This window comes from Massilia solisilvae (assembly GCF_024753215.1).
Taxonomy (GTDB): Bacteria; Pseudomonadota; Gammaproteobacteria; order Burkholderiales; family Burkholderiaceae_D; genus Telluria; species Telluria solisilvae.
In genome coordinates this window covers 143,570-167,416 of record NZ_JANUGV010000008.1, presented here as the reverse complement: position 1 = coordinate 167,416, position 23,847 = coordinate 143,570, and the positions used below count along the sequence as shown (strand labels likewise).

Genomic DNA, 23,847 nt, shown 5'->3' with positions numbered 1-23,847 from the left:
GGGGCCAGCGGCTCCTTTCGATTTTTATGCGGCCTTGGCCGCCTCCGCCTGCCGGCGCTGCAGCACGAAGATCGGCTGCGCCCACTGCATGTCCTTCTTCTTCTTGCTCGTGATGAGCGTCAGTTCCGAAGGATCGTACACGTCGGTGTTGTGCGTCAGCGGCGTGGTCATCAGGTACTGGGCGTCGGTGTTCTTCAGGAACTCGCCCACCAGCTGGATATTGCGGATGTCCAGGTGCGCAAACGGTTCGTCGATGAACACGAAGCCGCCCGAGCCGTCCTCTGACTTCAGCAGGCCGATCAGGAGCACCAGCGACTTCATCACCTGCTGGCCGCCGGAGGCCTCGCCGTCGTTCATGCCGATCTGGTCCTTGCCGTCGAACTTGAAGCGCACGTGCAGGCCCGCCTGCGCCAGCTGCACATCGTCGTTCTCCAGCCGCACCGGGTCGGCCTGCACGTCGATGCCGGCCAGCGCGCCCAGCTCCTTGATGTTTTTGCTGTAGGTCTTGATCGTGTAGCGCAGCCGCTCGATGTAGGCGCCGCGCGCGTTGGCGGTGGCCTCGATCGCGCGGTTGTTCTGGTAGCGCCGCTCTTCGGTCTCGGACTGGCGGCTGTGCAGCTGGTCGTTCAGGCGCTGGTACTGGTCGATCACGGTCGCGTCCAGCTCCCAGTCGTCGCGCGCCAGCGCGTTGTCCAGCCAGTGAACGCGCAGGTTCACCTGGTGCACGTTCTGGTGCTCGGCCACCAGCGCTGCACGGCGCGCGGCACGCCGCCACGACATCGGCAGGTGGCGCCAGGAACGGCGCAGGTCACGCAGCGCCTTGGCGTGCTCGCCGCGCTGCTCGATCTGGCGGCGGTGGTTCAGGCGCAACCCGGCTTCCGCTTCCGACAGGGCCATGCGCGCGTTCTGCCACACGGTGTCGGCACGGGTGCGCGCCACCGTGGCGTTCTTGATGAGCGTTTGCAGCTCGCCCAGGCGGCCACCCACTTCCAGGCGCTCGGCCTTGAGCGGGCCGATGTTGCGGGCCGCTTCCTCGAACTCGGCCTGGCGCGCGTCCAGTTCCTTGGCCGCGTCCACACCCGCGATGCGCGCGCGCAGGCCGCCCACTTCGGCCGCCAGCTTGCTGATCGACAGCGTGAGCTTGTCTTCCTGCTCTTCCAGTGCCGGCAGCGAGCGCTGGATCGCTTCCAGGCGCTGGATGCGGCCGGCTTGACCGAAGCGGTAACGCGACGGCTCGACGAACAGCGAGCGTCCACCGCGGCGTTCGCGGTGGTAGGCGTCCGGCGTGATCCACTCTTCCGATTTGCTCTTGAAGCCGTCATCGACCGAGTCAACGCGGTCGATGCGTGCCAGCTGGTCGATCAGCCACGACGGTGCCTTGCCGGTAAAGCGCACCACCGACAGCAGGCTCGAATCCTTGACGTTGGGCGCCTCGATGCAGTCGGGGACGATGAAGTGGCGATAGCGCTCCTTCTCGGCCAGCTTGTAGGCCGCGGGTGCGTCCTTGGCGCGTTCGAGCAGCACCACCGACGCGTAACCGCCCAGCACGCCTTCGACCGCGCCCTGCCATTTCGGATCCGTCACTTCGACGATATCCGACAGCATGGCGTGGGCGATGCCTTCGTCGTTGAGCGCGCGGCGCATCAGGCGCTGCGCTTCCGGCTCCGGCATTGCGCTCTTGCCCTGCAGGGCCGAGATGGTGGCGCGCTCGCCCATGATCTTGGCCGAGATGGAATCGCGCGACTGGCGCTGGCGTGCCAGCTCGATCTCTTTTTCCTCGATCTGCTTGGCCACGTCGGCCAGGTCCGCCCCGGCGTCCGCCGCCAGTTTCTGCAGGCGCTCCTTCTGCTCCAGCAGACTTTCCAGCGGCTTGAGCTTGGTGTTGACTTGCGCGAGCTTGCTGGCCAGGTTGGTCGCCTCCTGCTCCAGCAGCGCCTCCTGCTGCTGGGCCTCGGTCAGCGCGCGCTGCTGCGCGGCCAGCGCCTTGCGCTTTTCCTCGAGCTGGCTGTCGGCCTGCGCCATGGGCTTGCGCGCTTCGCGCAGCTGGCGGCTCATCAACGCGGCTTTCTCGCGCGCCTCATGGTATTCCAGGCTCGGCAGCACCTCTTCCGTCAGGTTGCGGCGTTCCTTGTGCAGGTCTTCCCACTGGTGGTAGTTGGCCACGCGCAGGCGCAGGCCTTCGAGGTTGGTGCGGGAAGTCTCCAGCTCCGCTTCGAAGCGCTTGAGCTCCGTTTCGGTGTCGCGCTGATGGCGCTTGGCTTCGTCGTAGGCGTCGAGCACCTCCTTGTCGCCGAACACCTGGAACACCAGGTCCAGCAACTGGCGCGGCGCGTATTCGCACAGCTTGTCGGTTTCGCCCTGCTCCAGCGCCAGCACCTTGGCCATCGCCGGCGACAGGCCGGCCTGCGCCAGGCGCTTTTTGTAGTTTTCCACGCCGAGCCAGTCGGTCGCTTCGGTCACTTCCTCGATGTCGATGTTCCCGGGTCGCATGAGGTACATGCGCTTCCAGTCGCCGCCATTCTTCTGCACCTGGCAGAACAGCGTCACCTCGTCGTCGCTGAAAAAGCCCGAGTGGCGGAACGGCCGGTTCGACAGCTGGCGCCCGGCCGGCTGGTTGTCCACCACCGCGCGAATCCACGCGCTTTGCTGACCCGAGTGGCGCGCGTAGTGCTTGTAGGTCCGGCCCATCGAGCAGTCCAGGCCAAACAGCGTGCGCAGCGCGTCCAGCAGCGTGGTCTTGCCCGAGCCGTTCTGGCCGGCGATCGTGATGATCTTGGCATCCAGCGGGATGTTCTTGATCCGCTGCCAGTAATCCCAGTGGACCAGTTCAAGTGATTTAATGTGGAACATCGGGGCCTCTAGTTCTGGATGTCGGGTGCGGCGTCGGCTTCGCTCGACGCATCGAGCACCGGTTCGCCGGCCGCCGGGTCGTTGGCGCTCTTGCGCGCCGGCGCCACGGCCAGCGGCGCGCGCTTGAACACGTCGGCCAGCGCGCCGTTGACGATGCGCTCCTTGAGCAGGTCGGTATCCATCATCAGGTCCAGCAGCGGGCCTTCGAGGATCACGTCGCCGCGCCGTTCGATGAAGCCGAGCTTGGACAGCACGCCCAGGTTCATGTCCATGCGCGTCTTCTTGCCCAGCTTGTCGCCGAAGTCGGCCAGCAAGGCGGTGTACGAAATGCCGATCGACGCGTCTTCCGCGCGCGGGATCGGGTTGTCCTTGTCGAACATGTCGCTCTGGTCGATGTCGACGTGGTGCGTTTCCTGGCGCTCGCGCTTGGGCAGGATGATCTGCGCCCACAGCACCACCAGCAGCGCCACGCCGTCGCGCGTGAGGCCGAAGTTATTGTTCTGCCAGATGTCCTTGGCGCCGAAGATCTTCGGCTCCACCGCGCGGTGCAGCGCCAGCGTCACGTGGTCGGCGTACACGTTGTCGAGCAGCTTCATGCCCGATTCGAGCAGGCGCTTGTCCAGCTCGGCGCGGAACTGGTCGTCCGACAGCGCGCGCTTGACCATCTTGTCGTCGCGGCGCAGGGTCTGGTGCGTGAGCAGGCGCGCGATCAGGATTTGTGCGTCGTCATTCATCTTCTTGCGAGCCGCTTTCTTGAATCAGTGAGAGGGTAGCGACCGACATCGCGGCCACTTCGGGGTCGTCCAGCTCGACCATCGCGTCCGATGCGTCAAAGCGCACCGGCAGGCGCGCCAGCTGCGCGGTGGCGCCCTGCAGGCTGGCCTCGGCCGCGTCACCGAGCAGCGGCAGCAGCGACGCGCGGTACGAGGCCAGCGCAAAGCTGGCCGGCAGCAGCGAGTCCTGGATCGGCACCTGCTTGGGGCTGCCGGCGGCGACCTCCGGGAAGGTGTCGACGTTGGCAAAGCTGGACAGGCGCGAGATCCAGGTGTCGAGCTCGCGCTGGATTTGTGGGTTGTCGTTGATCGTGAGCGGCGCGTCTTCGCCGCTGGGCAGGCCCGCCGGGCCGGTATGGGTGGCGCGCTCGGTCAGCAGTTCGGTTTCGGCCACGTCGATCATCTCGGCCGGCGTGATGAAGATCGGGACCACCGGGCGGTCGATCGCGTCCTCGGCCAGGCTGGCCAGGTCTTCGTGCGCGAGCAGCCACAGCTTGACGTCGGTGGTGGACAGGCCCGACTGGCCCAGGTGCACGCGCTGGCGCTCGATCTGGTTGAGCGCGCGCGAGAACATGCCCTGCATGTTGAGCAGCGCGCTTTGCGCCCGGCCGATCGCCTGCGCGGCGCGGTGGGTGGCCGCGTCGGCCCGTTCGTCGGTGGTGATCGCGCGCAGGATCTCGGAGCCCTTCTCGACCCAGTCGCAGGCCGTGTGCCACTTCTCCTGGGATGTTCGCAGCTGGAATTCGGAGCCCGAGGCGATCGCGTCGCGGAACTCCTCGGTGAGCGCGTTCAGGCGCCCCATCAGGTGCTTGAGCTGGTCCACCGTCACCCCGCCCACGGCCTGCGCGCCGGCCACCTGCGACAGCAGGAAGCCCATGTCGGCGTCGTCCTCGTCGGACTGGCTACCCACGGACAGCAGCGTGTCCAGCGCGGCCAGCACGTTGCGCGCCATCGGCGTGATGCGGTACACGGCGGCCGGTGCGTCCCACGCCAGCAGGCCATGGCTGCGCAGACGGTTGATCACCGTTTCCAGGCTTTCCGGGACCAGATAGGCGAACTTCAGGTTGATGTCCGCGCGCGAAAAGGCCGAGCTGGCGCTGTCGGAAGCCAGCTCGCGCAGCACCAGGAGGCGCAGCGTCACGCTGTCCTGGCCACCGTGGAACAGCGCGGTGAACGCCTGCAGCGTCGGCTGCGCGCGCTTCAGGTGGAAGACCTGCTCGATCTCGTCGGGGATCACGCCGGCGTGGAAATGCGCCTGCAGCGGATCGTCGTCCTGTGCCGGGGTCAAGGGTTCTGCGGCCAGGGCCGCGCCTGCCAGTGTGTCGATCATCGTGTTCCGGTAGTTGCTGGGGCGACGTGCCGCGCTGCCGTAAGGCGGGCCAGACTCGTCCGCGGGGGCGCCAGTATACCAGTTAAGACCCGGCAACTAGTACCAGAAGCCGGGACTGGCGGGCCGCGTCGGTTGTTCCGCAACGTTTCCTGGACGCAATAATAACTTGCCAGACTGACAAAATAAAGAAGCTGGGTTGAAACCTGGGCCAAGGAACAACCAGGGGGACAATGGGATTTGTCCGAATGAGCCCGCGAATGAACGATAGCGCACGATTTTGCGCGGTATCGCTGCGAAACAGCACGATTCTCGCGCGAGTTCGCGCGCAAAGAAGAAATTGCGGATGCGCAGCCGTTCAGCGCGGTCGCGCCCTATTTCTTGACCACCTGCTCCAGCGACTGCTCGACGAAATCCTTGTCGTCGTCGGAAAAGCGCAGCTTGACCGGATACCAGTCCTTGGCGGGGGCCAGCCAGATGTCGAGGTTCTGGCCTTTGACCGCCGCCGTTTCCTCGCGCACGATGTGCACGGCGTCGAACTCGCCGGCCGGGGTGCTCACCTTTTCGCGCTTGCCGACGCGGAAGGTCCACGGGTCGGCGTCATGCCGGCCGGCCACAAAGTACGACCAACGCGTGCCCGGCTTCAGGCTCTCGCCCGCCGCGCGCGCCTGCGCCACCAGCTGCCAGGTCACTGACGCGCGGTCCTGCTCGCCGCCCTTGAGGGGATAGGTCTGCTTGCCATCCGTGAAACTGAGCGTCTTGCCGGCATGGTCGAACTTGGCCGTGGTCGGATCCTTGCGCACCCGTTTTTCATAGAACTCGGTTGGGGCCAGGCCAAAGCTGTCGATCGTGCCGGTGCTGCGGTTCTCCGTGATTTTGCCGAACAGCGACACGCGCGACTCGGCCGTGACGGCGTACTTGCCCTCATTCCAGCGCCAGGTGATCACCGCCTTGCCGGCCAGCGAAAAGCCGCTCTGGCGCGCAGTGAGCTCGTAGGTCAGGTCGGCCGGCGGCGGCAGGTCGAACGGGCGCTTGACCGACGGATGCTCGTCCTGTGCCCAGGCGCACCCCAGCCCCAACGCCAGCAGCGTTGCCACGCCGGCCTGTTTCAACAAATCTCGTCGCATATCAGCTTCCTGTCATTACGATGTTGTTCGCGGTCTGCGTAGTCACCGCCCCGCTTGCTTCGGTGTTGCGGATCTTGACCGGGTACCAGCCGCGCTCCGGCGCCAGCCAGATGTCCAGCCGCGAATTGTACGATCCCGGCCTGGGCGGACGCGACAAATGCCAGGCACGCAGCTTGCCCAGCCGGGTGTCGATCTCCTCCTGCCCCACCAGCACGAAATGGAACACGGTCGCGTCGCGGTCCTCGCCCACCTGCATGTCGATGCTGTCGCCCAGCTGGCCCGGGTCGGCGCGGGCAATCGCGGCCAGCTGCAGCGGCACGCTCGCCTTGTCCTGCGCGCCGGCGGCCAGCGGGTATTTGTTCTGCGAGGCCGAAAACGTGATCGTGCCGTCCTGCCGGTTGAAATGGGTGGCCGTCAGCGCGCGGCCACGACGCTTTTCCGTCATCACGGCGGGCGCAAACCCGGTCTCGCCGGTTGCGCCCTCGCTCGTCAGTTCAAGCAGGTTCACACGCGCGAACAGCAGCCGGATGCCGACCTCGACCTTGGCCCGGTAACCGCCGGGCTGCAGGCGCCAGCCGAGCGCGGCCTCGCCGCTCCAGTGGGTGCCGTCGGCGTCCACCCGGTCCACGTCGAGCGTCATGTCGGCCGAGGGTGGCAAATCGACCCGGTAGCTGCGCACGGGCGGCGCCGGCGGCGCAGCGGCGGGTGCCGGCACGGGAGCGGCCTGCGCCGCCGATTCTACGCCGGGTCCGGCAAGGGGCGCGCCAACTTGCCCTGCCGCAGTGCCGTCCGTGGCCGCCGCTTCGGCGGAGGGCCCGCCCGCTGCCACCGGCAACCCGGCCGGCACCACGTCGGCCAGCTGCGGCGGGGGCGGCGGCGGTGGCGGCAAGGGTTCGCTGCGCAGCGGCAGCAGCGCAGGCGGCGGCACCAGCGGGCGCGGCGCCTCATCGGGAAGCAAGCGGGCCACCGCCGTCACCTCGTCCGCAGCACGCGGCAAGGGCTGCCGCCCGAGCTGGCCGTTGAGCCAGCCCAGCACGGTCCAGTGCAGCAGGAAGGTGACCGAGCCCAGCAGCAGCGCGCGGCGCCGTCGGGCTTGGAAGAATGCGGAGCTCATTCCCCTAGTGTAGCCTGTCCCGGCTGGCCGCACTGACGTGTTCGCGCACACATTGCTTTGAACCGGACTTGGTATTCTGCTACGCTAGCCTGACCATTTACGGAGAACCGCCATGCCCAATCCGCCGCCCGTGCCGCCCATTCCCGGAATGACGGACACGCTCGAGTTCGTCAAGAACCTTTGGGGCGGAATGAACGTGCCCGGCGCCGGCACCCCGCCGGCGGCCGCCATGCCGGGCGCCACCGTGTCGATCGACGACCTGGACAAGCGCATCGCCGACCTCAAGGCGGTCGAGGCCTGGCTCAACATGAACATGACCATGCTGCGCGGGACCATCCAGGCGCTCGAGGTCCAGCGCGGCACGCTGGCCACGCTCAAGTCGATGAGCGCGAGCATGGCGCAGGCGATGAACCAGACCGGCGAGCAGGCAGCCGCCATGGCCGCGCCGTTTGCCCAATTCTTCACCCAACCCGGCGCCGCCTCGCCGGCCGCCTCCGGCTCTGCGCCTCCCGCCGGCGGGCAATCCAAGGCACAGGGTGCCCAGGGCGGCCAGGCCGGCAGCGCCGACGCGCAGGCCGCGCCCGGCATGCCGGCCGCAATCGCATGGTGGAATCTGCTGCAGGACCAGTTCAAGCAGGCCGTCGAGAGCGCGATGACCGCGCAGGATGCGGCCGCCAAGTTCGCCGCAGCGGCCATGCCGCCCGAATCTGGCAAGACCGGCGCGGAACAGAAGGGCGGCGGTTTTGCCCAGCCGGGCACGCCTAAGCCGCAGTCCAGCGACAAGAAGAGCTGACGCACTTGCGCCGTCGTCCCGGCTTCCGCCGGGACGACGGCTTTCGTTTCTCCCCGCCAACTACATGCGCGTCCTTTGATCCTGCCCGCTGCGCCAAGGCAAAAAGCGTGCTGAACTGGACTGTGCGGCCGGGGCGTTCCCCTGCCTGTTCGTCCCGCGCCGCGCCAGCATCTGCCGTGGAGGGCGCGCTTGCCGTACATCGACTACACCAGCCTCACGCCCGACCAGGTGGCCGACGTGCGGCGCAAGCTCGAAAGCGCCGGCATCGAGGTGCCGCCGGCCGCGCACACGCTTGCCGAACTGGCTGGCGCGATCGACGCCTTCCGCCAGCGCGAGGGCATTGTCACCGACGGCGCGCTCGACCAGGTGACCTGGCGGCGCCTGAACGCGCTGGCCGGCAGCGTGTTCGCCGAAGTGCTCCAGAACGAGCTGGACCTGCTGCGCCCGCGCCCGGACGGCAGCGCCGGCCCCGACCAGGTGCTGCCGGCGTCGCGCGCCGAACTGCTGCGCCGCGCCCACGCCGCCGGGCTCACCGGGCTTGCGCTGTCCGGCGGCGGCGTGCGCAGCGCCACCTTCAACCTCGGCGTGCTGCAGGCGCTGGGCGAGCAGCAGCTGCTGCGCGACTTCGACTACCTGTCCACCGTGTCCGGCGGCGGCTTCATCGGCGGCTGGCTGTCCAAGTGCATCCGCGAGCGCCACGGCGACGTGCGCGCGGTGGAAGCCATGCTCACACCCGGCGCGGCCGGCGAGCCGGTCGATTCCGAAGCGGTCGAGATCCAGTTCCTGCGCCAGTACAGCAACTACCTGTCGCCGCGCGCCGGGGTCTTCAGCGCCGACGCCTGGACCCTGATCGGCACCTACGTGCGCAACACGGGCCTGAACCTGGCCATGTTGCTGGCCTGGCTGTGCGCCCTGCTCCTGCTGCCGCGCTTTGCCGTGTGGGCCGTCAACCGCATCGTCGGCAAGGACGCGCCCTGGGCCGACTGGTCCGACCCGGCCTGGATGCTTGGCACCGCATCGTTCCTGATTGCGGTCTTTTGCATTGCGCTGTCGATCTCCAGCAAGCCGGAAGCCTCGCGCGGGCAGCGCTGGTTCCCGGTGAACCAGGGCGCGGTCCTCTGGTTCATCAACTTCCCGCTGCTGCTGTCCGGCTTTTTGGTCAGCATCGGCCTGTGGCGGCACGGCGGCGTGATGCCGTCGATGCTGCACGCGGCCCTGTCCGGCAAATACGAGTGGCGCATGGGCTGGGTGCTGGTGCCCGGGCTGGTGTACTTCATCGTCTGGGCCTGCGGCTGGTATCTCGCGCACGACCGCACCAGTCCGTACCGGCGCTCCGGCTACGCGGTGTGCGCGGCGTTCCTTACCGGCGTGGCGGCGCTCATGCTGGCCGGGACGCTCGAATTCGCGCCGGGACTGGTCGAACACGCGGTCGGGCATGACACTGCGCTGCGCATCGCCCGGGGCTGGGTGCCGGGCCTGGCCGGCGCATTCCTGCTGCTTGCCGTGGGCCTGGCCGTGCCGGCGGCGAAGCGCAGGCAGCGCGTGCGGCGCGACGTCTCGCGCACCGACGTGCACGAAGGCCTGTCGCACTTCCTTTCCGCCATGTTCGCGCTCACCATCGGCACCCTGCTGCTCCTGCTTGGCCTGTCCTGGCTGCCCAACCCGGCCGAGCACCCGATCCTGAACAATGCGGTGGCGCTCACCACCTTCGGCATGCCGCTGATGATGACGCTGTTCTCGGTGACGATGACGCTGATGATCGGCCTGATCGGCACCCTGTACAGCGACGCCAGCCGCGAGTGGTGGAGCCGCCAGGGCGCCTGGACCTCGATCTTCACCATCGCCTGGCTGATGATGTTCTGCGCGGCGTTCTTCCTGCCGCCGCTGCTGCACTGGGCCTGGATCACCTATGACCCGCTGGCCAACGCCGGCACCGCGATCGGCTGGCTGGCCATGACCTGGCTGGGCGTGAAGGCCGGCAGCGGCGGCACCACCACGCTGTTCGGCGTGCGCTTCAACCAGCTGGAGCTGCTGGCGCGGCTGGCGCCCTACGTGTTCACGCTCGGGATCTTCGCCGTGCTGGCCACGCTGGTGCAGGCCGCGGTCGCCCCGCCCGACCTGCGCTGCGACAGCCCGACGCTGGCCTGCGTGTACGCCTCGCACGCCAACGCCAGCCTGGCCACCAGCGGGGCCACGCTGGCCACCGCCTTTGCGCTGTGCCTGGGCGCGGCGCTGCTGCTCGGCTGGCGGGTGGACATCAACAAGTTCTCGCTCTACATGCTGTACCGGAACCGGCTGGTGCGCGCCTACTTCGGCGCCAGCAACGCGCACCGCAAGCCGCATCCGTTCACCGGTTTCGATCCGGACGACGACCCGCAACTGGCGGACCTGCAGGACCAGCTGCCCTACCACATCGTCAACACCTCGCTCAACCTGGTGCGTGGCGAGGAACTGGCATGGCAGACCCGCAAGGCCGCCTCGTTCGCGTTCACGCCGCGCTTTTGCGGTTTCGAGACGCCGTTGATGCCGGCGCAGGGCGCCAACTGCGCGCAGCACGACGCCCAGCGCGGCACCTACCGGCCCACGCGCCAGTACGCCTCGCGCGCGGGCAAGGGGGTGGACGACGACGCCAAGGTGCGGCTCGGGATGGCGGTGGCGCTTTCCGGCGCGGCCGCGAGCCCCAACATGGGCGCGCATTCGTCGCCGCCGCTGAACTTCCTCATGACGATGTTTAACGTGCGCCTGGGGCGCTGGTGCCCGAATCCGCGCAAGGCGGTGTGGAAGCGCAGCTCGCCGCCGATCGGGCTGTTCAGCCTCATCGCCGAGCTGTTCGGCATGACCAACGCCGACGCCAACTACGTGTACCTGTCCGACGGCGGCCACTTCGAAAACCTGGGCATCTACGAGCTGGTGCGGCGGCGCTGCCGGCTGATCGTGGCGGTGGACGTTGCCAGCGACCGCGAACTGGCGTTCGAGGACCTGGGCAACGCGATCCGCAAATGCGCCACCGACCTGCACGTGGCGATCGAGCTGGATGTGTCGCGCATGGAGCTGGTCAAGGGCACCGACCTGGCCGGCGCGAGCTGCGCCGCCGGCACGATCCGCTACAGCCACGTCGATGCCGAGGGCGTGGACGGCACGCTCTTGTACATCAAGCCGGCGATCGTGGGCGACGAGAACGCGGACGTGATCAACTACCGCAAGGCGCACCCCGACTACCCGCACCAGAGCACCGCCGACCAGTGGTTCGACGAGGCGCAGTTCGAGAGCTACCGCGCGCTCGGCTACCACATCGCGCGAAACGCGCTGGCGCGTGCGGCCGAGGTGTCGAAGGTGCCGGGCCAGCGGCGCGACGTGGGCAAGCTGTGCGAGGAGCTGATGAAGCAGCACACGGGCCCGGTGCGCGCCGATGCCGCACCCACCTCGGTTCACAGCTAGCCGGCGGCGCTCTCGCCTTCCGCCTCGGCGCCGGCTTCCGCCGCCGCTTCCTCTTCGTCCTCTTCTTCCTGTTCTTCCTCCGGTTCCGGCTGCGGCACCAGCGCCGCGAGCTGCTCCATCAGCTGCGCAAAGCGCGGCTGGCCGCTCTGCAGGCGGTCCACATGGTTGAGCACATCGCTCGCTTCCTGCGCCAGCGCCTCGTCGTAGCCGTACTGCTGCAGGTGCGAGATCAGCACTTGTGCGGCGTTGAACAGGATGCGCTGGTTGTTCGGCAGCGCGGCGCGGGCGTTGCGCATCCACTCGACCGCCTCGCGCAGCTTCCCGCTACGCCACAGCATCACGCCCTGGTTCATCAGGTCCGACGCTTCCTTGCGCGACGCCTTGATGAGAACCTCGCCTTCTTCCGCCATGCGCGCCTTCTCGAACAGCCGGCGCACCTCGTCCAGCAGCACGGCCTGGTCGTGGTTGTTGCGGATCACGTAGCACAACAGGTCCACCGGCGCGTCCTTCACGCCCACCGCAAACAGCAGCGTGGCCATTTCCAGGCAGGTCGGCACGTCCGGGCGCTCGGTGCGTTCGCGCAGCAGGGTTTCGATTTCGTCGCCAGCCTTGCGCGCGCGGCGGTAGTCGCCGCTTTCGTGGTACACCAGCCCCTCGGTGATCTTGGTGCGCAGCTCGATGTCGGCATGCTCGCCGCCGAACTCGCGCTGGGCCGCTGCCAGCCACTGCAGCGCTTCCTTGGGGTCGTTCTTCAGGCCGCACACGCGCGCCAGGCCCAGGTAGGCGTCGGGCGTCTTGCGGATCGAGTACTCGCCGATCGCCACACACTTGCGGAACGACTTCTCCGCCATCGCCATGTTGCCCAGCTTGAGGCAGGCCATGCCGAGGTTGCGCTGGCGCGGCACCGAGTTGGGCGACAGCTTGGTCGCGCGCTCGAGGATGTCGGCCGCTTCGTCGAGCTGGCCCATCGCCTGGTAGGCCGCGGCCAGCTGATCGTAGGCGTCGATGTAGTAGCGGTTTTCCGCGATCACGCCCAGGAACATCTGGCGCGCCTGCTCGTATTCGCCGTTCAGCATGCGGATCCGGGCCAGGCCCGCGCGCGCCCACTGGTATTCGCGCTGCGCCAGCACCTGCTCGTAGGCAGCGCGCGCCTTGTCCGGCTGGCCGCTTTTTTCCATCAGCCGCGCCTTCATGCGCAGCAGTTCGATCTCGTGCGCCTTGTTCGATTCGATCTGTTCGTCGCACAGGCGCGCGGCGCGCAAGTAGTCCTTCTCGGCATAGGCCTGGTCGATCGCGCGGAACACCTGCTTCTTGTGCCATACGCGGTTCAGCCGCGTGAGCAGCACCCCTTCGGTGATCGGCTTGATCAGGTAGGCGTCGGGCTGGTGCTCGGCCGCGCCCATCACCGACTCCACGCTCTTTTCGGCCGAGACCATGATCCACACCGTGCTGGGGTTGATCAGGTTGCGCATGCGCGCTTCCTCCAGCACCTGCTGGCCGTTCTTGCCCTCGCCAAGGTAGTAATCGCACAGCACCACGTCGTAACGCGTGCGCATGAGCTGACCCATCGCCTCGCCGCCGCTGGTGGCCTGATCGATGGCCCTAGCGCCCAGGCTGCGCAGGCTCTCGCGCAGCAGCTGGCGCACGCCGGCGAAATCGTCCACGATCAGGTAGTTCTTGGAAGCCCAGTCAACCTGGTCGTCCACGCCCACGGCGGCAACGAGCGGCACCGCGCTCATGGCAACCTCAGGATGAAGCAGCCACCGCCATAGGCCCCGCCGTTTTCAAGCCGCAGGCTGCCGTGGCGGCCGCGGTGGCGGTGCATCTTGGCCACCTCGCTCGTAAAGTACAGGCCGAGGCCGGCGCTGTTGGTCAGGAAGTTCACGCCGCTGGTGGCGCCGTTCATCGCCGCCACGCCGGCCTCGAGCATCGATGGGGGATAGCCGTCGCCGTTGTCCTCGACGCGGATCTCGAGCCAGCCGTCCACCTCGGCGATTGCCAGGCGCACCCGGTCGCGCGTGTAATTGGTGGCGTTGTGGATCGCGTGCGAAAGCACGCCCAGGATCAGGTCTTCGTCGAAGTGCCAGACCAGCTGCGGGTCGCAGTCGATGTCGAGCGTGACACCGCGCGACTGCAGCAGCACCTTTTCGCTGGCCGCCACCTGCCCGGTCAGCTCGCCCATTTCGAGTGCGCGCATGTCGAACGGGTACTCCGGCGTGCCCACCTGCTTGTACAGGGCCAGCAGCTGCATCAGCTGGTTGTTCAGGCGCCGCGTCTGGTGCAGCATGTGCGCCATCTGCGGATAGGCCGGCTCGGCCTGCGGCGCCTCGGCCAGCAGCCGCTCCAGCGTCCCGGACAGCACGCTGAGCGAATTCTTCATGTCGTGCGCGGTCGAGGCGAGGAACAGGAACAGCTCTTGCGGGCGAGATTGGTCGTCCATCGGTTGGCGTGGTTGCATGGCGGTAATTTCCGTATGGAAAATTATAACCGCGTTGGCTGGTTCTTATTGTTCTGGATCAGTCGGAATGCAATGTGGCCCGCGCGGGGCGCGGCGTGCGCGCAACACGAAGCGCGCCGGATCGAGTGCGTCGGCCAGGGAAGCCTCCAGCGGCAGCGGTTCGCCTTCCAGCCCGGCCGCGAGCAGCTCGGCCGCCAGCGGCGCCCAGGTGATCCCGCGCGAGGCATAGCCGAGCAGGCTGTACAGGCCCGGGTAGCGCGGCACCTCGCGCAGCCGTTCGGTGCCGCCGGCCGCGTCGAAGTCGGGCAGGCGGCCCACCAGGGGCAGCCGGTCCGGCGCCACCGTGCGAAAGCCCACCCGCCCCTTGAGCGGCGCCTTGGCGGCCGCGTGCGGATCGGACAGCAGCGCGCGCAGCTTGGCCAGGTTGTCGTCGTGGCTGGACTGCCACAAGGCGGGGTCGGGGTCGGTATCGTAGGTCGCGCCGGCGCAGCAGATGCCGTGCGAAGCGGGCGTCACATAGGCCTCGCGGCACAACACCAGCGGCAGCGCCGGCAACGTGGCGGCGTCGATGTGCGACACCTGGCCGCGCAGCGCCGCGAGCGGCAGCCGCGCCGCCTGCGGAAACTGCGCCGCGCCCGCGCCCGACGCAAGGATGACGGTCGCGGCGCGCGCCAGCACCTGGCCTTGCTCGTCGATGACGGTCCACTCGTCGCCCGCGCGTTCGAGCCGCGCGCCGCAGGCACCGAAATGTGCCTGCAGCCGGCTGCCGCAGGCGGCCAGCATCGCTTCGCATACGCTGCCCGGGCGTGCCCAGCCGCCCTGCGGGAACAGCCAGCCGCCATCGGGCGCCGGCAGGCCAAGCAGCGCCTCGGCCTCGGGCTGTTCCAGCCAGCGCGCGAACTGCGGCGGATAGTGGCCGGATGCCGCGATTGCGCGCTGTACCTGGGCGTGCGCAGCGTCGCGCGCAAGCTGCAGCACGCCACAGGCAGCGCCGTCGATCGCGCGGCCGATCCCGCCCAGCCCCTCCCAGTAGCGCAGCGCGTATAAGAAGGCCGAGCGCACCAGGCGTGTGGGGATGTTGTCGTCCTTCGACACCAGAGGCATGAAGATGCCCGCGTGGTTGCCCGACGCTTCCATCGCCGGCCGCGCATGGCGCTCGATGAGGGTGACTTCCCAACCGCGCGCGCACAGGCGCTCGCAGGCGGCCGAACCGGCGATGCCGGCGCCGATCACGATGGCGCGGCGCTGCGGCGTGGCCGGCACGGGCAGGCGCGGCTTGCGGCTGGCGAAATGCGCTTCGCTCGGGCTGGCCTCTTCGAACGCAAAGCCTTCGCCGGCCAGCGCCGCCGCTTGCGCGGCACTGAGGCCGGAAGCCTGCAACTGCGCGTGGGCCGCCGCGATACGGGCCAGCGGCCGCGCGAACGCAGTGCCCTCGCGCGCGATGCCATGCAGGCGGATGAAGTCGAGCCGCGCCACCAGTTGGGCCAGCGCGATGTCGAGCGGCGCCGACAGCAGGTCCAGCGTCACGCCGGGCTCGGCCTGCGGGATGCGGTGAAAGCCGGGCATGAGGCCATCAGCGCGCGCCACCACATGCAAGCGCGCTGGCCGCAGCGGATCGTCGCGCCACGCCTGCACCAGCGCGCGCACGCCGCTACCGTCGCCGTAATCGGTGTCGAACACGGTGTAGCGCTCACGGCCGCGCCAGTGCAGCAGCATGTCCACTTCAGCGCCCCGTGTGGCAGAAGCAGTCGGGATCGTGGTCGTCCACCATGCCGATGCCCTGCATGTAGGCATAGATGATGGTGGAGCCGACGAACTTGAAGCCGCGCTTGGACAGGTCTTTCGAGATGCGGTCCGACAGTTCGGTGCGCGCCGGGCGCTCGCCCCTGGCCCAGCGGTTCACGATCGGCTTGCCGCCCACGTGCGACCACAGGTATTGGTCCAGCGTCAGGCCGCCATCGAGCATCGTCAGGTAGGCGCGGGCATTGGTGATGGTTGCCGCCACCTTGAGCCGGTTGCGCACGATGCCCGGGTTGGCCAGCAGCTCGGCCACCTTGGCATCGTCGTAATGCGCGATCTTGCGCGCGTCCCACTGGTCGAAAGCGGCGCGGTAATTCTCGCGCTTGTTGAGGATGGTCTCCCAGGACAGGCCGGCCTGCGCGCCTTCGAGGTTGAGCATCTCGAACAGGCGCAATTCGTCGTGGCAGGGCACGCCCCATTCTGTGTCGTGGTAGGCGAGGTAACGCGGATTGGCCGGGTTGGCCCAGGTGCAGCGGATCTTGTTCATGGGCGGCAGTATACCTTCCGGCGGGCGGCGCCGGACCTGCCCGCGAGGATAGGTTAAGATTGCATTTTTGACAGCTAACGAGGAGAGGCGATGAAGCAGTTTGAAGCAACGCTGGCGTGGCGCCGCGGCAGCCAGCCATTCCTGGACCAGCGCTACAGCCGCGCGCACGAATGGCGTTTCGATGGCGGAACCAGCGTGCCCGCATCCTCCTCGCCGCTGTCGGTACCGGTGCCGATGTCGGACCCGGCCTGCGTCGATCCGGAAGAGGCGCTGGTGGCCGCCGCATCCAGCTGCCACATGCTGTTTTTCCTGTCGCTTGCAGCGCAGCGCGGCCTGGTGGTGGATGAGTACTTCGACCACGCGCTCGGCGTGCTGGACACCGACCGCGACGGCAAGCTGTCGATGACGAGGATCGTGCTGCGGCCGCGCATCACCTGGGCCGGCCCGGCGCCGGATGCCGCAGCGCTGATGCAGATCCACCATATCGCGCACGAGAAGTGCTACATCGCCAGCTCGCTCAAGGGCGAAGTGGTGGTCGAGGAGGCGCCCTGATGTACATGCCGCGCGCAAACGAGGAAACCCGGCTCGACATCATGCACGCACTGGTGGCCGACCACCCGCTCGGGGCCCTTGTGCGCATGGGCGACGACGGGCTGGTAGCCGATCACATTCCGTTCGAGATTGCCGCGCCCACGCCGGATGCGCCCTTCGGCGTGCTGCGCGCACACGTTGCGCGCGGCAACCCGCTCTGGCGCAACGACGGCGCGCAGGTCATGGTGCTGTTCCAGGGGCCGGCGTCCTACATCACGCCCGAGCTGTACGAAGAAAAGGCACGCAGCGGCAAGGTGGTGCCGACCTGGAACTACGCCGTCGTGCACGCGCACGGCAAGCTGCGCGCCATCGATGACCGCGAATGGGTGCTCGACTTCGTGCGGCGCCTGACCAACCGCCACGAAGCCGGCCGCGCCACGCCGTGGCAGGTGTCGGACGCGCCGCAGGAATACACCGACGCGCTGCTCAAGGCGATCGTCGGCATCGAGATCCCGATCCAGCGCCTGGAAGGGAAATGGAAGATCAGCCAGAACCGCAGCGCGGAGGATTACGCACGCATGGCGGCCGGGCTGGCCTACACCGGCAGCGGCGCACCGCTGGCGCAGCTGATGCGGGAGTGGCACCCGGCAGCCTGACGTAATTGCAGCGTGCGGCTTGCACGCCAGCGAAGCGAGGCCGCCAAAGCTGGTGTCAGCGCGTGCACGTCGTCCCGGCGAAGGCCGGGACCCATGGACAGCTCGCGTTGTCGAAAAGCCGCCGCGAATGCGCACGCTCAGCATGGGTCCCGGCCTTCGCCGGGACGACGGTGGGTCGTGGTCGACGTGAACGCGAACGCAGCGGGCTGGACCAGTCACCGGCCAGTTCAACCCGTCGCGCTGCCCCTTACTTGCCCGACGTCGTGCCCGACTTGGGTGCCGGCATCTGCTGGGCCGACTTCAGGTGCTGCTCGACCACCGGCGCCATCTTCGATGCCAGCGCCTTCACGTCCGGGTCCTTGGCTTTCTTCTCGTCGGCGAGCAGCATGCTGTGCACTTTCTTGTGGTCGGCCAGGCCGGCCTGCGCCATGTAAGCCTTGTCGAACGCGTCGCCGCTCATTGCCTGCAGCTTGGTCGCCATGGCCTTGTGCTTGGCGTCCGGCTCGGTGGGCAGGGTGACCCCCTTCTGCTGCGCGACTTGCTGCACGTCGTTCAGCGCCTTGGTGTGATCGTCGATCATCTGCTGGGCGAAGCTTTTCACCTGGTCGTTCGAGCTCTTGCTTTGGGCAATCTTGCCGGCCTCGATCTCGGAAATGTTGGCCAGCGCCATGTTCTTCAGGATCGTCTCGTCGCCCTTGGCCAGCGTGCTCTTGCCCGTGGTGCCGGCCGCCGTTGCGCCTGCCGCCGCGGCGCCGCCGGTGGCGGCGCTGCTGCCCGAGCTGCCCTGGCTGCCGCTGGTCCCGCTGGACTCTTTGCTGCCATGGGAGTTGGTCTTGCCCTGACGTTTTTCCATGCCCTGGCTGTCGGTGTTGCCGACCGTACCCTCGCGCGTGGTCTTGCCGGTGGCGGTGGACGACGCGCCGGCGCCGGTGGTGTCCTGCACCCCGGTCATGCCGCCCTGGCTGCCGGCGCTGGTGCTTCCCTGGGCGCCGCTGGTGCCACGCATCTGCTCGTCCTTGCCGCGGCTGTCGGTGCTGCCGGCAGTGCCTTCACGCGTGGTCTTGCCTTGCACGGCGGTAGCGTCCTGGCCGCTGCCCGAGGTGCTTGCGCTGCCGCTGGTGGTCTGCGCATACACACCGAATGTACTGAACATTGCCGCGACGGCGGTGACGGTCAGCAGTCTCTTCAACACTTTATTGTTGTGCATGATGTTCTCCTGTAGGTTTGTTGTGGGGCAGGCGCGGCCTGGCGCCCCGCTCCTGTTCATTTTGACAATCATGTTCGCTTGCGAGTTCGTAAAGGAATCGCGCAGCGTCGGACGATATCAAGCTCACAATATCGGGCTGTCGCAGTGTATCCCCACACTTTTTTCCACAGCGCCCGTTAGCCAACAGGAAAGTTTATGAACGGCAGGGCGAAAAAAAGCCAGGCGCGCGGCCTGGCTTTGACGACGGCGGCAACGCTTAGCGGAAGCTGAGCGCGGACGTCAGGTCGCCCGGTCCGCGTGCGCCACGCTCGGCAAAGGCGGCGTCGCGCGCGGCGAGCCCTTCAAGCAGCGGCAGGTCGTGCAGGCGCGTGATGAAGCGCAGGATCGAGGTGGTGTCGTAGAAGTTGTGGTCCACCGCCCCCTTCTTCGCGAACGGGGACACGACGATCGCCGGCACGCGCGAGCCTGGCCCCCAGCGGTCGCCCTTGGGCGGCGCCACGTTGTCCCACCAGCCGCCGTTCTCGTCGAAGGTCACCACGATCACCATGTTCTTCCACTGCGGCGACTTCTTCAGGTGCTCGATCACGTTGGCCACGTGCGCATCGCCCGACTCGATGTCCGAGTACCCGGCGTGCAGGTTCAGGTTCCCCTGCGGCTTGTAGAAGGCGACCGCCGGCAGGCGGCCCGCGATCGCGTCCGCCAGGAAGCGGTTCGAGATCGGGCTGTCGCCCAGGCCGCCGTCGAGCAGGTGCTTTGCGCGCGCGGCGGTACCGGGCGCGTACTGGCGGAAGTAGTTGAACGGCTGGTGGTGGTACTGGAAGTTCGGCTTGCTGCCCTCGCCCCGGTGCTCCAGCGCGGCCTGCCAGGCGCTCGCGTACCATGCCCACGACACCCCCCGTTCCGACAGCACGTCGCCGATGGTCTTGTAGGTCTGCGGCGGCAGCACGTCCGGATCGCGCGGGTCGGCCGTGGACGGGTCGCCGCCCGGGCCGGGCCTGACCCAGCTGGGCTGGTACGGCGGCGCCATCGTGTTGACCGTGTAGCCGTCCGGCGTGATGTTGCCGTCATTGACGAACTGCGGCGGGCCATCCAGCGCCGAGCGCGGCGACCTGGACGACATCTTCAGGCGCACGCCAAGCGGCCCGTCCTCGAGCACCGCGATGGTCTTGCTGGCCGGGGTCGAAGCGGCGTCGAAGTATTCCGGTGGACGCGCCGCGATCAGGAACTGGTGGTTCAGGTAGGAGCCGCCGAAGGCGCCCATGAAGAAGTTGTCGCACAGGGTGTATTCGCGCGCGATCTGCCACAGGCCCAGGTTCGTTTGCGTTTCGCCGTAGTAGCCCATCACCAACCCGCCAGCGTCCGACCAGGCCGCGAAACCGTCGTTCTTGCCGCCGTTGATCTGCATCTGGTTCTGGTAGAAGCGGTGCCACAGGTCGCGCGTGACCAGTCCTTCCGGCAGCGGATTGCCCTCCAGGTCCTTCAGCTTGTACGGCGCGTTGGGCAGGCCCGAGACCTGGTTCTCCGCGATCACGTAATCCTTGCCACCGATGTTCTGCCGTTCCGGCACCATGCCGCCCCAGACCTTCGGCAAGGCCGGCAACACCGAACCGTCACGGTCGCGCTGGACGCTGGCCTCCCGGCTCACGGCGGACAGCGGCGCGGCGGTGCCGGGAAAATTGGCGAACAGGTTGTTGAAGCTGCGGTTCTCGAGGAAGATCACGACCACGTTCTTCACCTGCGCCTTGAGCTTGGCGTTCAGGCTCTTGGCCGCGCTGGCATGGGCAGTGGCCGCGTCGGCCACGCCGGGCAAGGTGGCCGACAGGCCGGCTGCGGCTGCGGCCTGGAAGATGCGGCGGCGCGATGGGTTGTCGGGCAGGTCGTCGCCCGGCTGCACGGAATCGTGGTCTTGCACTTGCTCTCCTGGTTCTTGCTGGCGTAGCGCCAAGGGAGCAATGATTATCCGTGTTTTGCCTTGAAGAACCAAACGCCGTCAAATGCCTGTCACATCCGATGGCGACAATGGCGGCACTCGCAGCGGCAATGCGGGTTGGCGGCGGCGGCCGCCCTACCGGCGTCGGCGGTCGGGAAATATACCGGCACCAGTTTATTGGACGCTCTTGCGTCCCACCACGATGTGCAGCACGAAGAGCCCGGCCACCGCCAGGCCCACGATCCAGTGCACGGCGGACCAGAGCGGGCGGTCCGCTTCGCTCGCGACGTAGTACAGGCCGTAGCCGGTCAGCGCGAGCAGAAGCAGCGTGGCGATCATCGCCCATCCCGTCACCAGGTTGCGGCCGGACTTGAGCGCGCGGCGGATGTGCACGTGGATCAGGCTGCCCATGAAGAACAGCGCCACCATCGCGGCCAGGCCGTGCAGCTTCATGGCCCACGGCTCGAACGGGTTGACGGTCTCGCCGAACTCGCTCACGGGTCGCAGGAAATAGCGCAGCACCAGCCACGCGACGCCGGAAGCGAGCAGCGCGGCGCCGGTAGCGTAGATGGCGCGCCGGTGCCAGCGTTCCAGCTTGAAGGACAGCCGCGGGCGCACCGCGGCGGGGGGATTTTGCGTCATGGTTCACACCAAAAAAGCACTGGCGCCGCAAGCCGCAAGCGCCGGATGGTTGGCGTCGCCGGTGGCCAGCACCACCTTGGCCAACGCGTCGGCCAGCACGCAGCGTGGCGCACGCACCGAGGCGCTGCGATCCAGCGTGAGCGCCGTGCCGTCGCGTGCATCGACCAGCGCGCTGACCTGCCGGCCACCGCTGCTGCGGCGCGAAAAATAGCTGGCCGAGGTGGCGAGCGCTTCGTTGGCCAACATGATACGCGATGCGGCCTGTCCCGGCGTGATCGGCGAGCGCACCGCCACCGGCATCGGGGACGGGCCGAACACGCGCAAATCGCCGCCGGCGTTGACGCAGCCCTCGGCAATGCCGGCCTGGCGCAGCGCGTCTGCCGCCAGGTCCACGGCATAGCCCTTGGCGATGCCGCCCAGGTCGATCCAGCCCGGCGCCAGCTTGCGCACGCGCTTGCCCTCGTCAAGCGCGATTACTTCCTGCACCGGGCGCGCTTGCGGGCGCGCGGGCGCGGGGGCCGGCAGCACGTCCCACGCTACCAGCCGCGGCGCGCAGGCGATATCGAACACACCATCGGACAGCTCGGCCAAATCCAGCGCGATGCGCAACACCTGCCAGGTGTCGGCGTCCACCTCGACCGCGTCGCCCGGGTCGCCGCGGTTCACGCGTGAGACGTCGCTGGCGGCGTCGTGAAAACTCATCAGCCTGTGCACGCGCGCCACCTCGGCGAACGCGGCATCGGCCGCCGCAAGGTCGTGCGCGCCGGGGATGGTCACCTCGACCATCGTGCCCAGCCAGGGCTGCGCGCGGCGGATCATTTGGCCAGCGCCACCTGGGCCACGGCGGCGATGCGGCGGACACCGTCGGTAATGTGGGTGCACGACAGCGTGGCGCCGCTGATGTTCTGGATGCCGCCGCCGATTGCCAGGCCCCCGCCCTTGGCGGTCTTGCCCACGAACTGCTTGCGCCACGCGGCCAGGCGCACTTCGCCGCCGTGGCTTTCGCGGTAGGTCAGGATCTCGACCTGGCGCACGCTGGCGTCAGGGTTGATGCCGACCGCGTACGAGATCAGCTCGAACTTGCCGACCACGTCGTCCAGCACCATGTAGCCGAGCAGCGCATCGCCCTTGTACGCGCCCACCACGCGCCACTGCACCGAGCGCGCCGGCAGGCCGGACAGCTGTTCGACCTGCCTCATCTGCGCCGCGTCCAGCGAAAGCGGGTGCGGCTTGAACCCATCGGCCTCGGGGAACATCAGCTTTTGCGCCTGTTCCGGGCTCAGGTACTGCGTGGCGAACGCGGGCGCGCTGGCGGCGCCGGCGACGAGCAAGGTCAGGGGCACGTAACGCATGGCTGGATACCTCAATAAGAGAAGCCGACGCCGAGGTTCACCCGGTCTTGCGACTTATCGTCACGGAATTTCTGGTAATCGGCCTTGAGCACCACGCCCTGCCCGACCAGGAGGTTGGCGCCCACGGTGGCAACGCGCTCATACCCCGCGGACGGCACGCCCAGGCCCGCCGGCAGCGCGCTGTAGCTGCGCGCGGTGTTGAAGCTCTCGAAGCGCGCGAACGGGCTGAGCGTGAAATCGCTCTTCTGCCACAGCTTGTACGCGGCTTGCAGGTACCAGCCGGCAAAGCTGCTCGGAACAAGGGTCGGGTTGCCGACGAAGGTGGCGTTCAGGGCGTTGGTGTCGGTGATGCGGCCGTAGGCCCACAGCGCCGACAAGTCCCACGCGCCTGGCGTGTAGCGGGTGTGCAGGTCCCACAGCGTCACGCGCGCGCCCTGCGCCGGAAAGCCTGCGGTCGCGTGGCCCGCCTTGCCGGTGAAGACCGAGCCACCCACCAGCAGGCCCGGATAGCCGCGCCAGTTGAGCGCCCCGTGCAGCGCCAGGTCGCGCGACTTGGCAAGCTGGCCTTCCTGGTGGATCGAACCGAGCGGCGACTCGCGGCCTTCCTCGGAGGCCGGGTCCCACTTGGTCAGGTCAAAGCCGGTGGTCAGGCCGGCGTCCCAGGTGAAGCCCTCGCCAAATTCGCCGGTCAGGCCCACGCCGGCCTCGCGCCAGGTGGTCGGGATGATGCGGGTCTCGACGAAGTTGCGTTCCACGCCGTAATACGCGGTCGGCTCGTGGTTCTGGTTCAAGAGGCCCACCGGCATCAGGAACAGGCCGGCCTTGGCGCGCAGGCCGCCGGCGAATTCGCGCTCGACATACAGCTGCTCGACCTCGGCCTCGCCCTTGTCCTCGGCCGACGCGATGGCGTGCTCCCATTCGAATTCGGACACCAGCTTGGTCTTCTCGTCGAAGCGGTGCTGGAAGCCGATGACCGCACGCCGCACGTCGGTCTGCGAGCCGCTGGCATTGCGCACCGGGTGGTTGTAGTTGACTTCGCCGTAGCCGGTGAGCACGGTGTCCTGGCTCATCGCGCTGGCCGGGGTGGCGGTCATGGCCGCGATGGGTGCCGGCGCGTTGGACGGGACCTGGAGCGGTGCGCCGGCGGCCCGCACGACGGGTGCGGCCGGTGCGGCGGGTGCGGGCGCTGGCGCCGGCGCGGCGGCAGCCTGCGCCTTCTGCGCCGCCAGCTCGGCCTTCACCTTCTCCAGTTCCGCCGCCAGCTGCTCGACCCGTTTTGCCAGGTCCGTTTCCTGCGCCATGGCGGCCATCGGGGCCAGGAAGGCGGCGCCCAGCGCCGCAGCGATCAATTTCTTTTTCATT

19 protein-coding genes are annotated in these 23,847 nt (G+C 68.1%); 4 read left to right on the top strand and 15 right to left on the bottom strand.

Features of this window, described 5'->3' with window-relative positions:
- Positions 1-24 precede the first annotated feature (24 nt).
- The 5 genes from NX773_RS21600 to NX773_RS21580 all read right to left on the bottom strand — a co-directional run bounded on the left by NX773_RS21600 (position 25) and on the right by NX773_RS21580 (position 7,191).
- Positions 25-2,850: an ATP-binding protein gene (locus NX773_RS21600; protein ID WP_258858328.1), complete on the bottom strand. Its 2,826-nt coding sequence runs from the start codon at positions 2,848-2,850 to the stop codon at positions 25-27.
- An 8-nt stretch (positions 2,851-2,858) separates the two neighbouring features.
- Complete coding sequence (locus tag NX773_RS21595; RefSeq protein WP_258858327.1) at positions 2,859-3,584, bottom strand: hypothetical protein; 726 nt, start codon at positions 3,582-3,584, stop codon at positions 2,859-2,861.
- A complete protein-coding gene (locus NX773_RS21590; RefSeq protein ID WP_258858326.1) occupies positions 3,577-4,953 on the bottom strand; it encodes a hypothetical protein in 1,377 nt (458 codons plus the stop codon). The genes NX773_RS21595 and NX773_RS21590 overlap by 8 nt, the downstream gene beginning before the upstream one ends.
- A gap of 371 nt (positions 4,954-5,324) precedes the next feature.
- The gene (locus tag NX773_RS21585) at positions 5,325-6,077 is read right to left on the bottom strand and encodes a DUF3108 domain-containing protein (RefSeq protein ID WP_258858325.1); all 753 of its coding nucleotides are present in this window, start codon (positions 6,075-6,077) and stop codon (positions 5,325-5,327) included.
- A 1-nt stretch (position 6,078) separates the two neighbouring features.
- Positions 6,079-7,191, bottom strand: a complete 1,113-nt coding sequence (locus NX773_RS21580) for a DUF3108 domain-containing protein (protein WP_258858324.1) — start codon at positions 7,189-7,191, stop codon at positions 6,079-6,081.
- A 112-nt stretch (positions 7,192-7,303) separates the two neighbouring features.
- Here NX773_RS21580 and NX773_RS21575 point away from each other — a divergent pair, with 112 nt between their 5' ends.
- Positions 7,304-7,984, top strand: coding sequence for a PhaM family polyhydroxyalkanoate granule multifunctional regulatory protein (locus tag NX773_RS21575; protein ID WP_258858323.1), 681 nt, complete (start codon positions 7,304-7,306; stop codon positions 7,982-7,984).
- Between the two features lie 189 nt (positions 7,985-8,173).
- Positions 8,174-11,422 carry a patatin-like phospholipase family protein gene (locus NX773_RS21570; protein WP_258858322.1) on the top strand — a complete coding sequence of 1,083 codons (3,249 nt, stop codon included), beginning with the start codon at positions 8,174-8,176 and terminating at the stop codon, positions 11,420-11,422.
- Here NX773_RS21570 and NX773_RS21565 read toward each other — a convergent pair.
- The 4 genes from NX773_RS21565 to NX773_RS21550 are packed head-to-tail and all read right to left on the bottom strand — an operon-like array spanning position 11,419 to position 16,167.
- On the bottom strand, positions 11,419-13,161 hold the full coding sequence (locus tag NX773_RS21565) for a tetratricopeptide repeat-containing response regulator (protein ID WP_258858321.1): 1,743 nt from the start codon (positions 13,159-13,161) through the stop codon (positions 11,419-11,421). The genes NX773_RS21570 and NX773_RS21565 overlap by 4 nt on opposite strands.
- On the bottom strand, positions 13,158-13,880 hold the full coding sequence (locus NX773_RS21560; protein ID WP_258858320.1) for a sensor histidine kinase: 723 nt from the start codon (positions 13,878-13,880) through the stop codon (positions 13,158-13,160). Before NX773_RS21560 ends, NX773_RS21565 begins: the two co-directional genes overlap by 4 nt.
- A gap of 45 nt (positions 13,881-13,925) precedes the next feature.
- Entirely contained in the window at positions 13,926-15,596 is a 1,671-nt protein-coding gene (gene mnmC1 / locus NX773_RS21555; RefSeq protein WP_258858319.1) for an FAD-dependent 5-carboxymethylaminomethyl-2-thiouridine(34) oxidoreductase MnmC1, read from the bottom strand.
- A 7-nt stretch (positions 15,597-15,603) separates the two neighbouring features.
- Positions 15,604-16,167: a DNA-3-methyladenine glycosylase I gene (locus NX773_RS21550; protein WP_258858318.1), complete on the bottom strand. Its 564-nt coding sequence runs from the start codon at positions 16,165-16,167 to the stop codon at positions 15,604-15,606.
- Between the two features lie 90 nt (positions 16,168-16,257).
- Between NX773_RS21550 and NX773_RS21545 the strand changes: the two genes are divergently transcribed.
- Both NX773_RS21545 and NX773_RS21540 read left to right on the top strand, forming a co-directional pair.
- Positions 16,258-16,719, top strand: coding sequence for an OsmC family protein (locus NX773_RS21545; protein WP_258858317.1), 462 nt, complete (start codon positions 16,258-16,260; stop codon positions 16,717-16,719).
- On the top strand, positions 16,719-17,354 hold the full coding sequence (locus NX773_RS21540; protein ID WP_258858316.1) for an FMN-binding negative transcriptional regulator: 636 nt from the start codon (positions 16,719-16,721) through the stop codon (positions 17,352-17,354). The genes NX773_RS21545 and NX773_RS21540 overlap by 1 nt, the downstream gene beginning before the upstream one ends.
- A 247-nt stretch (positions 17,355-17,601) precedes the next feature.
- Here NX773_RS21540 and NX773_RS21535 read toward each other — a convergent pair whose 3' ends face one another.
- The 6 genes from NX773_RS21535 to NX773_RS21510 all read right to left on the bottom strand — a co-directional run bounded on the left by NX773_RS21535 (position 17,602) and on the right by NX773_RS21510 (position 23,846).
- Positions 17,602-18,561 (bottom strand): DUF4142 domain-containing protein, encoded by a 960-nt coding sequence (locus NX773_RS21535; protein WP_258858315.1) that lies wholly within the window; start codon positions 18,559-18,561, stop codon positions 17,602-17,604.
- Between the two features lie 256 nt (positions 18,562-18,817).
- On the bottom strand, positions 18,818-20,473 hold the full coding sequence (locus tag NX773_RS21530; protein ID WP_258858314.1) for an acid phosphatase: 1,656 nt from the start codon (positions 20,471-20,473) through the stop codon (positions 18,818-18,820).
- A 192-nt stretch (positions 20,474-20,665) separates the two neighbouring features.
- Positions 20,666-21,133, bottom strand: coding sequence for a DUF4405 domain-containing protein (locus NX773_RS21525; RefSeq protein WP_258858313.1), 468 nt, complete (start codon positions 21,131-21,133; stop codon positions 20,666-20,668).
- Positions 21,134-21,136: 3 nt separating this feature from the next.
- The gene (locus NX773_RS21520) at positions 21,137-21,952 is read right to left on the bottom strand and encodes an FAD:protein FMN transferase (protein WP_258858312.1); all 816 of its coding nucleotides are present in this window, start codon (positions 21,950-21,952) and stop codon (positions 21,137-21,139) included.
- The gene (locus NX773_RS21515) at positions 21,949-22,485 is read right to left on the bottom strand and encodes an FMN-binding protein (protein ID WP_258858311.1); all 537 of its coding nucleotides are present in this window, start codon (positions 22,483-22,485) and stop codon (positions 21,949-21,951) included. The genes NX773_RS21520 and NX773_RS21515 overlap by 4 nt, the downstream gene beginning before the upstream one ends.
- Before the next feature lie 11 nt (positions 22,486-22,496).
- A complete protein-coding gene (locus NX773_RS21510; protein ID WP_258858310.1) occupies positions 22,497-23,846 on the bottom strand; it encodes a putative porin in 1,350 nt (449 codons plus the stop codon).
- Position 23,847: the final 1 nt, after the last annotated feature.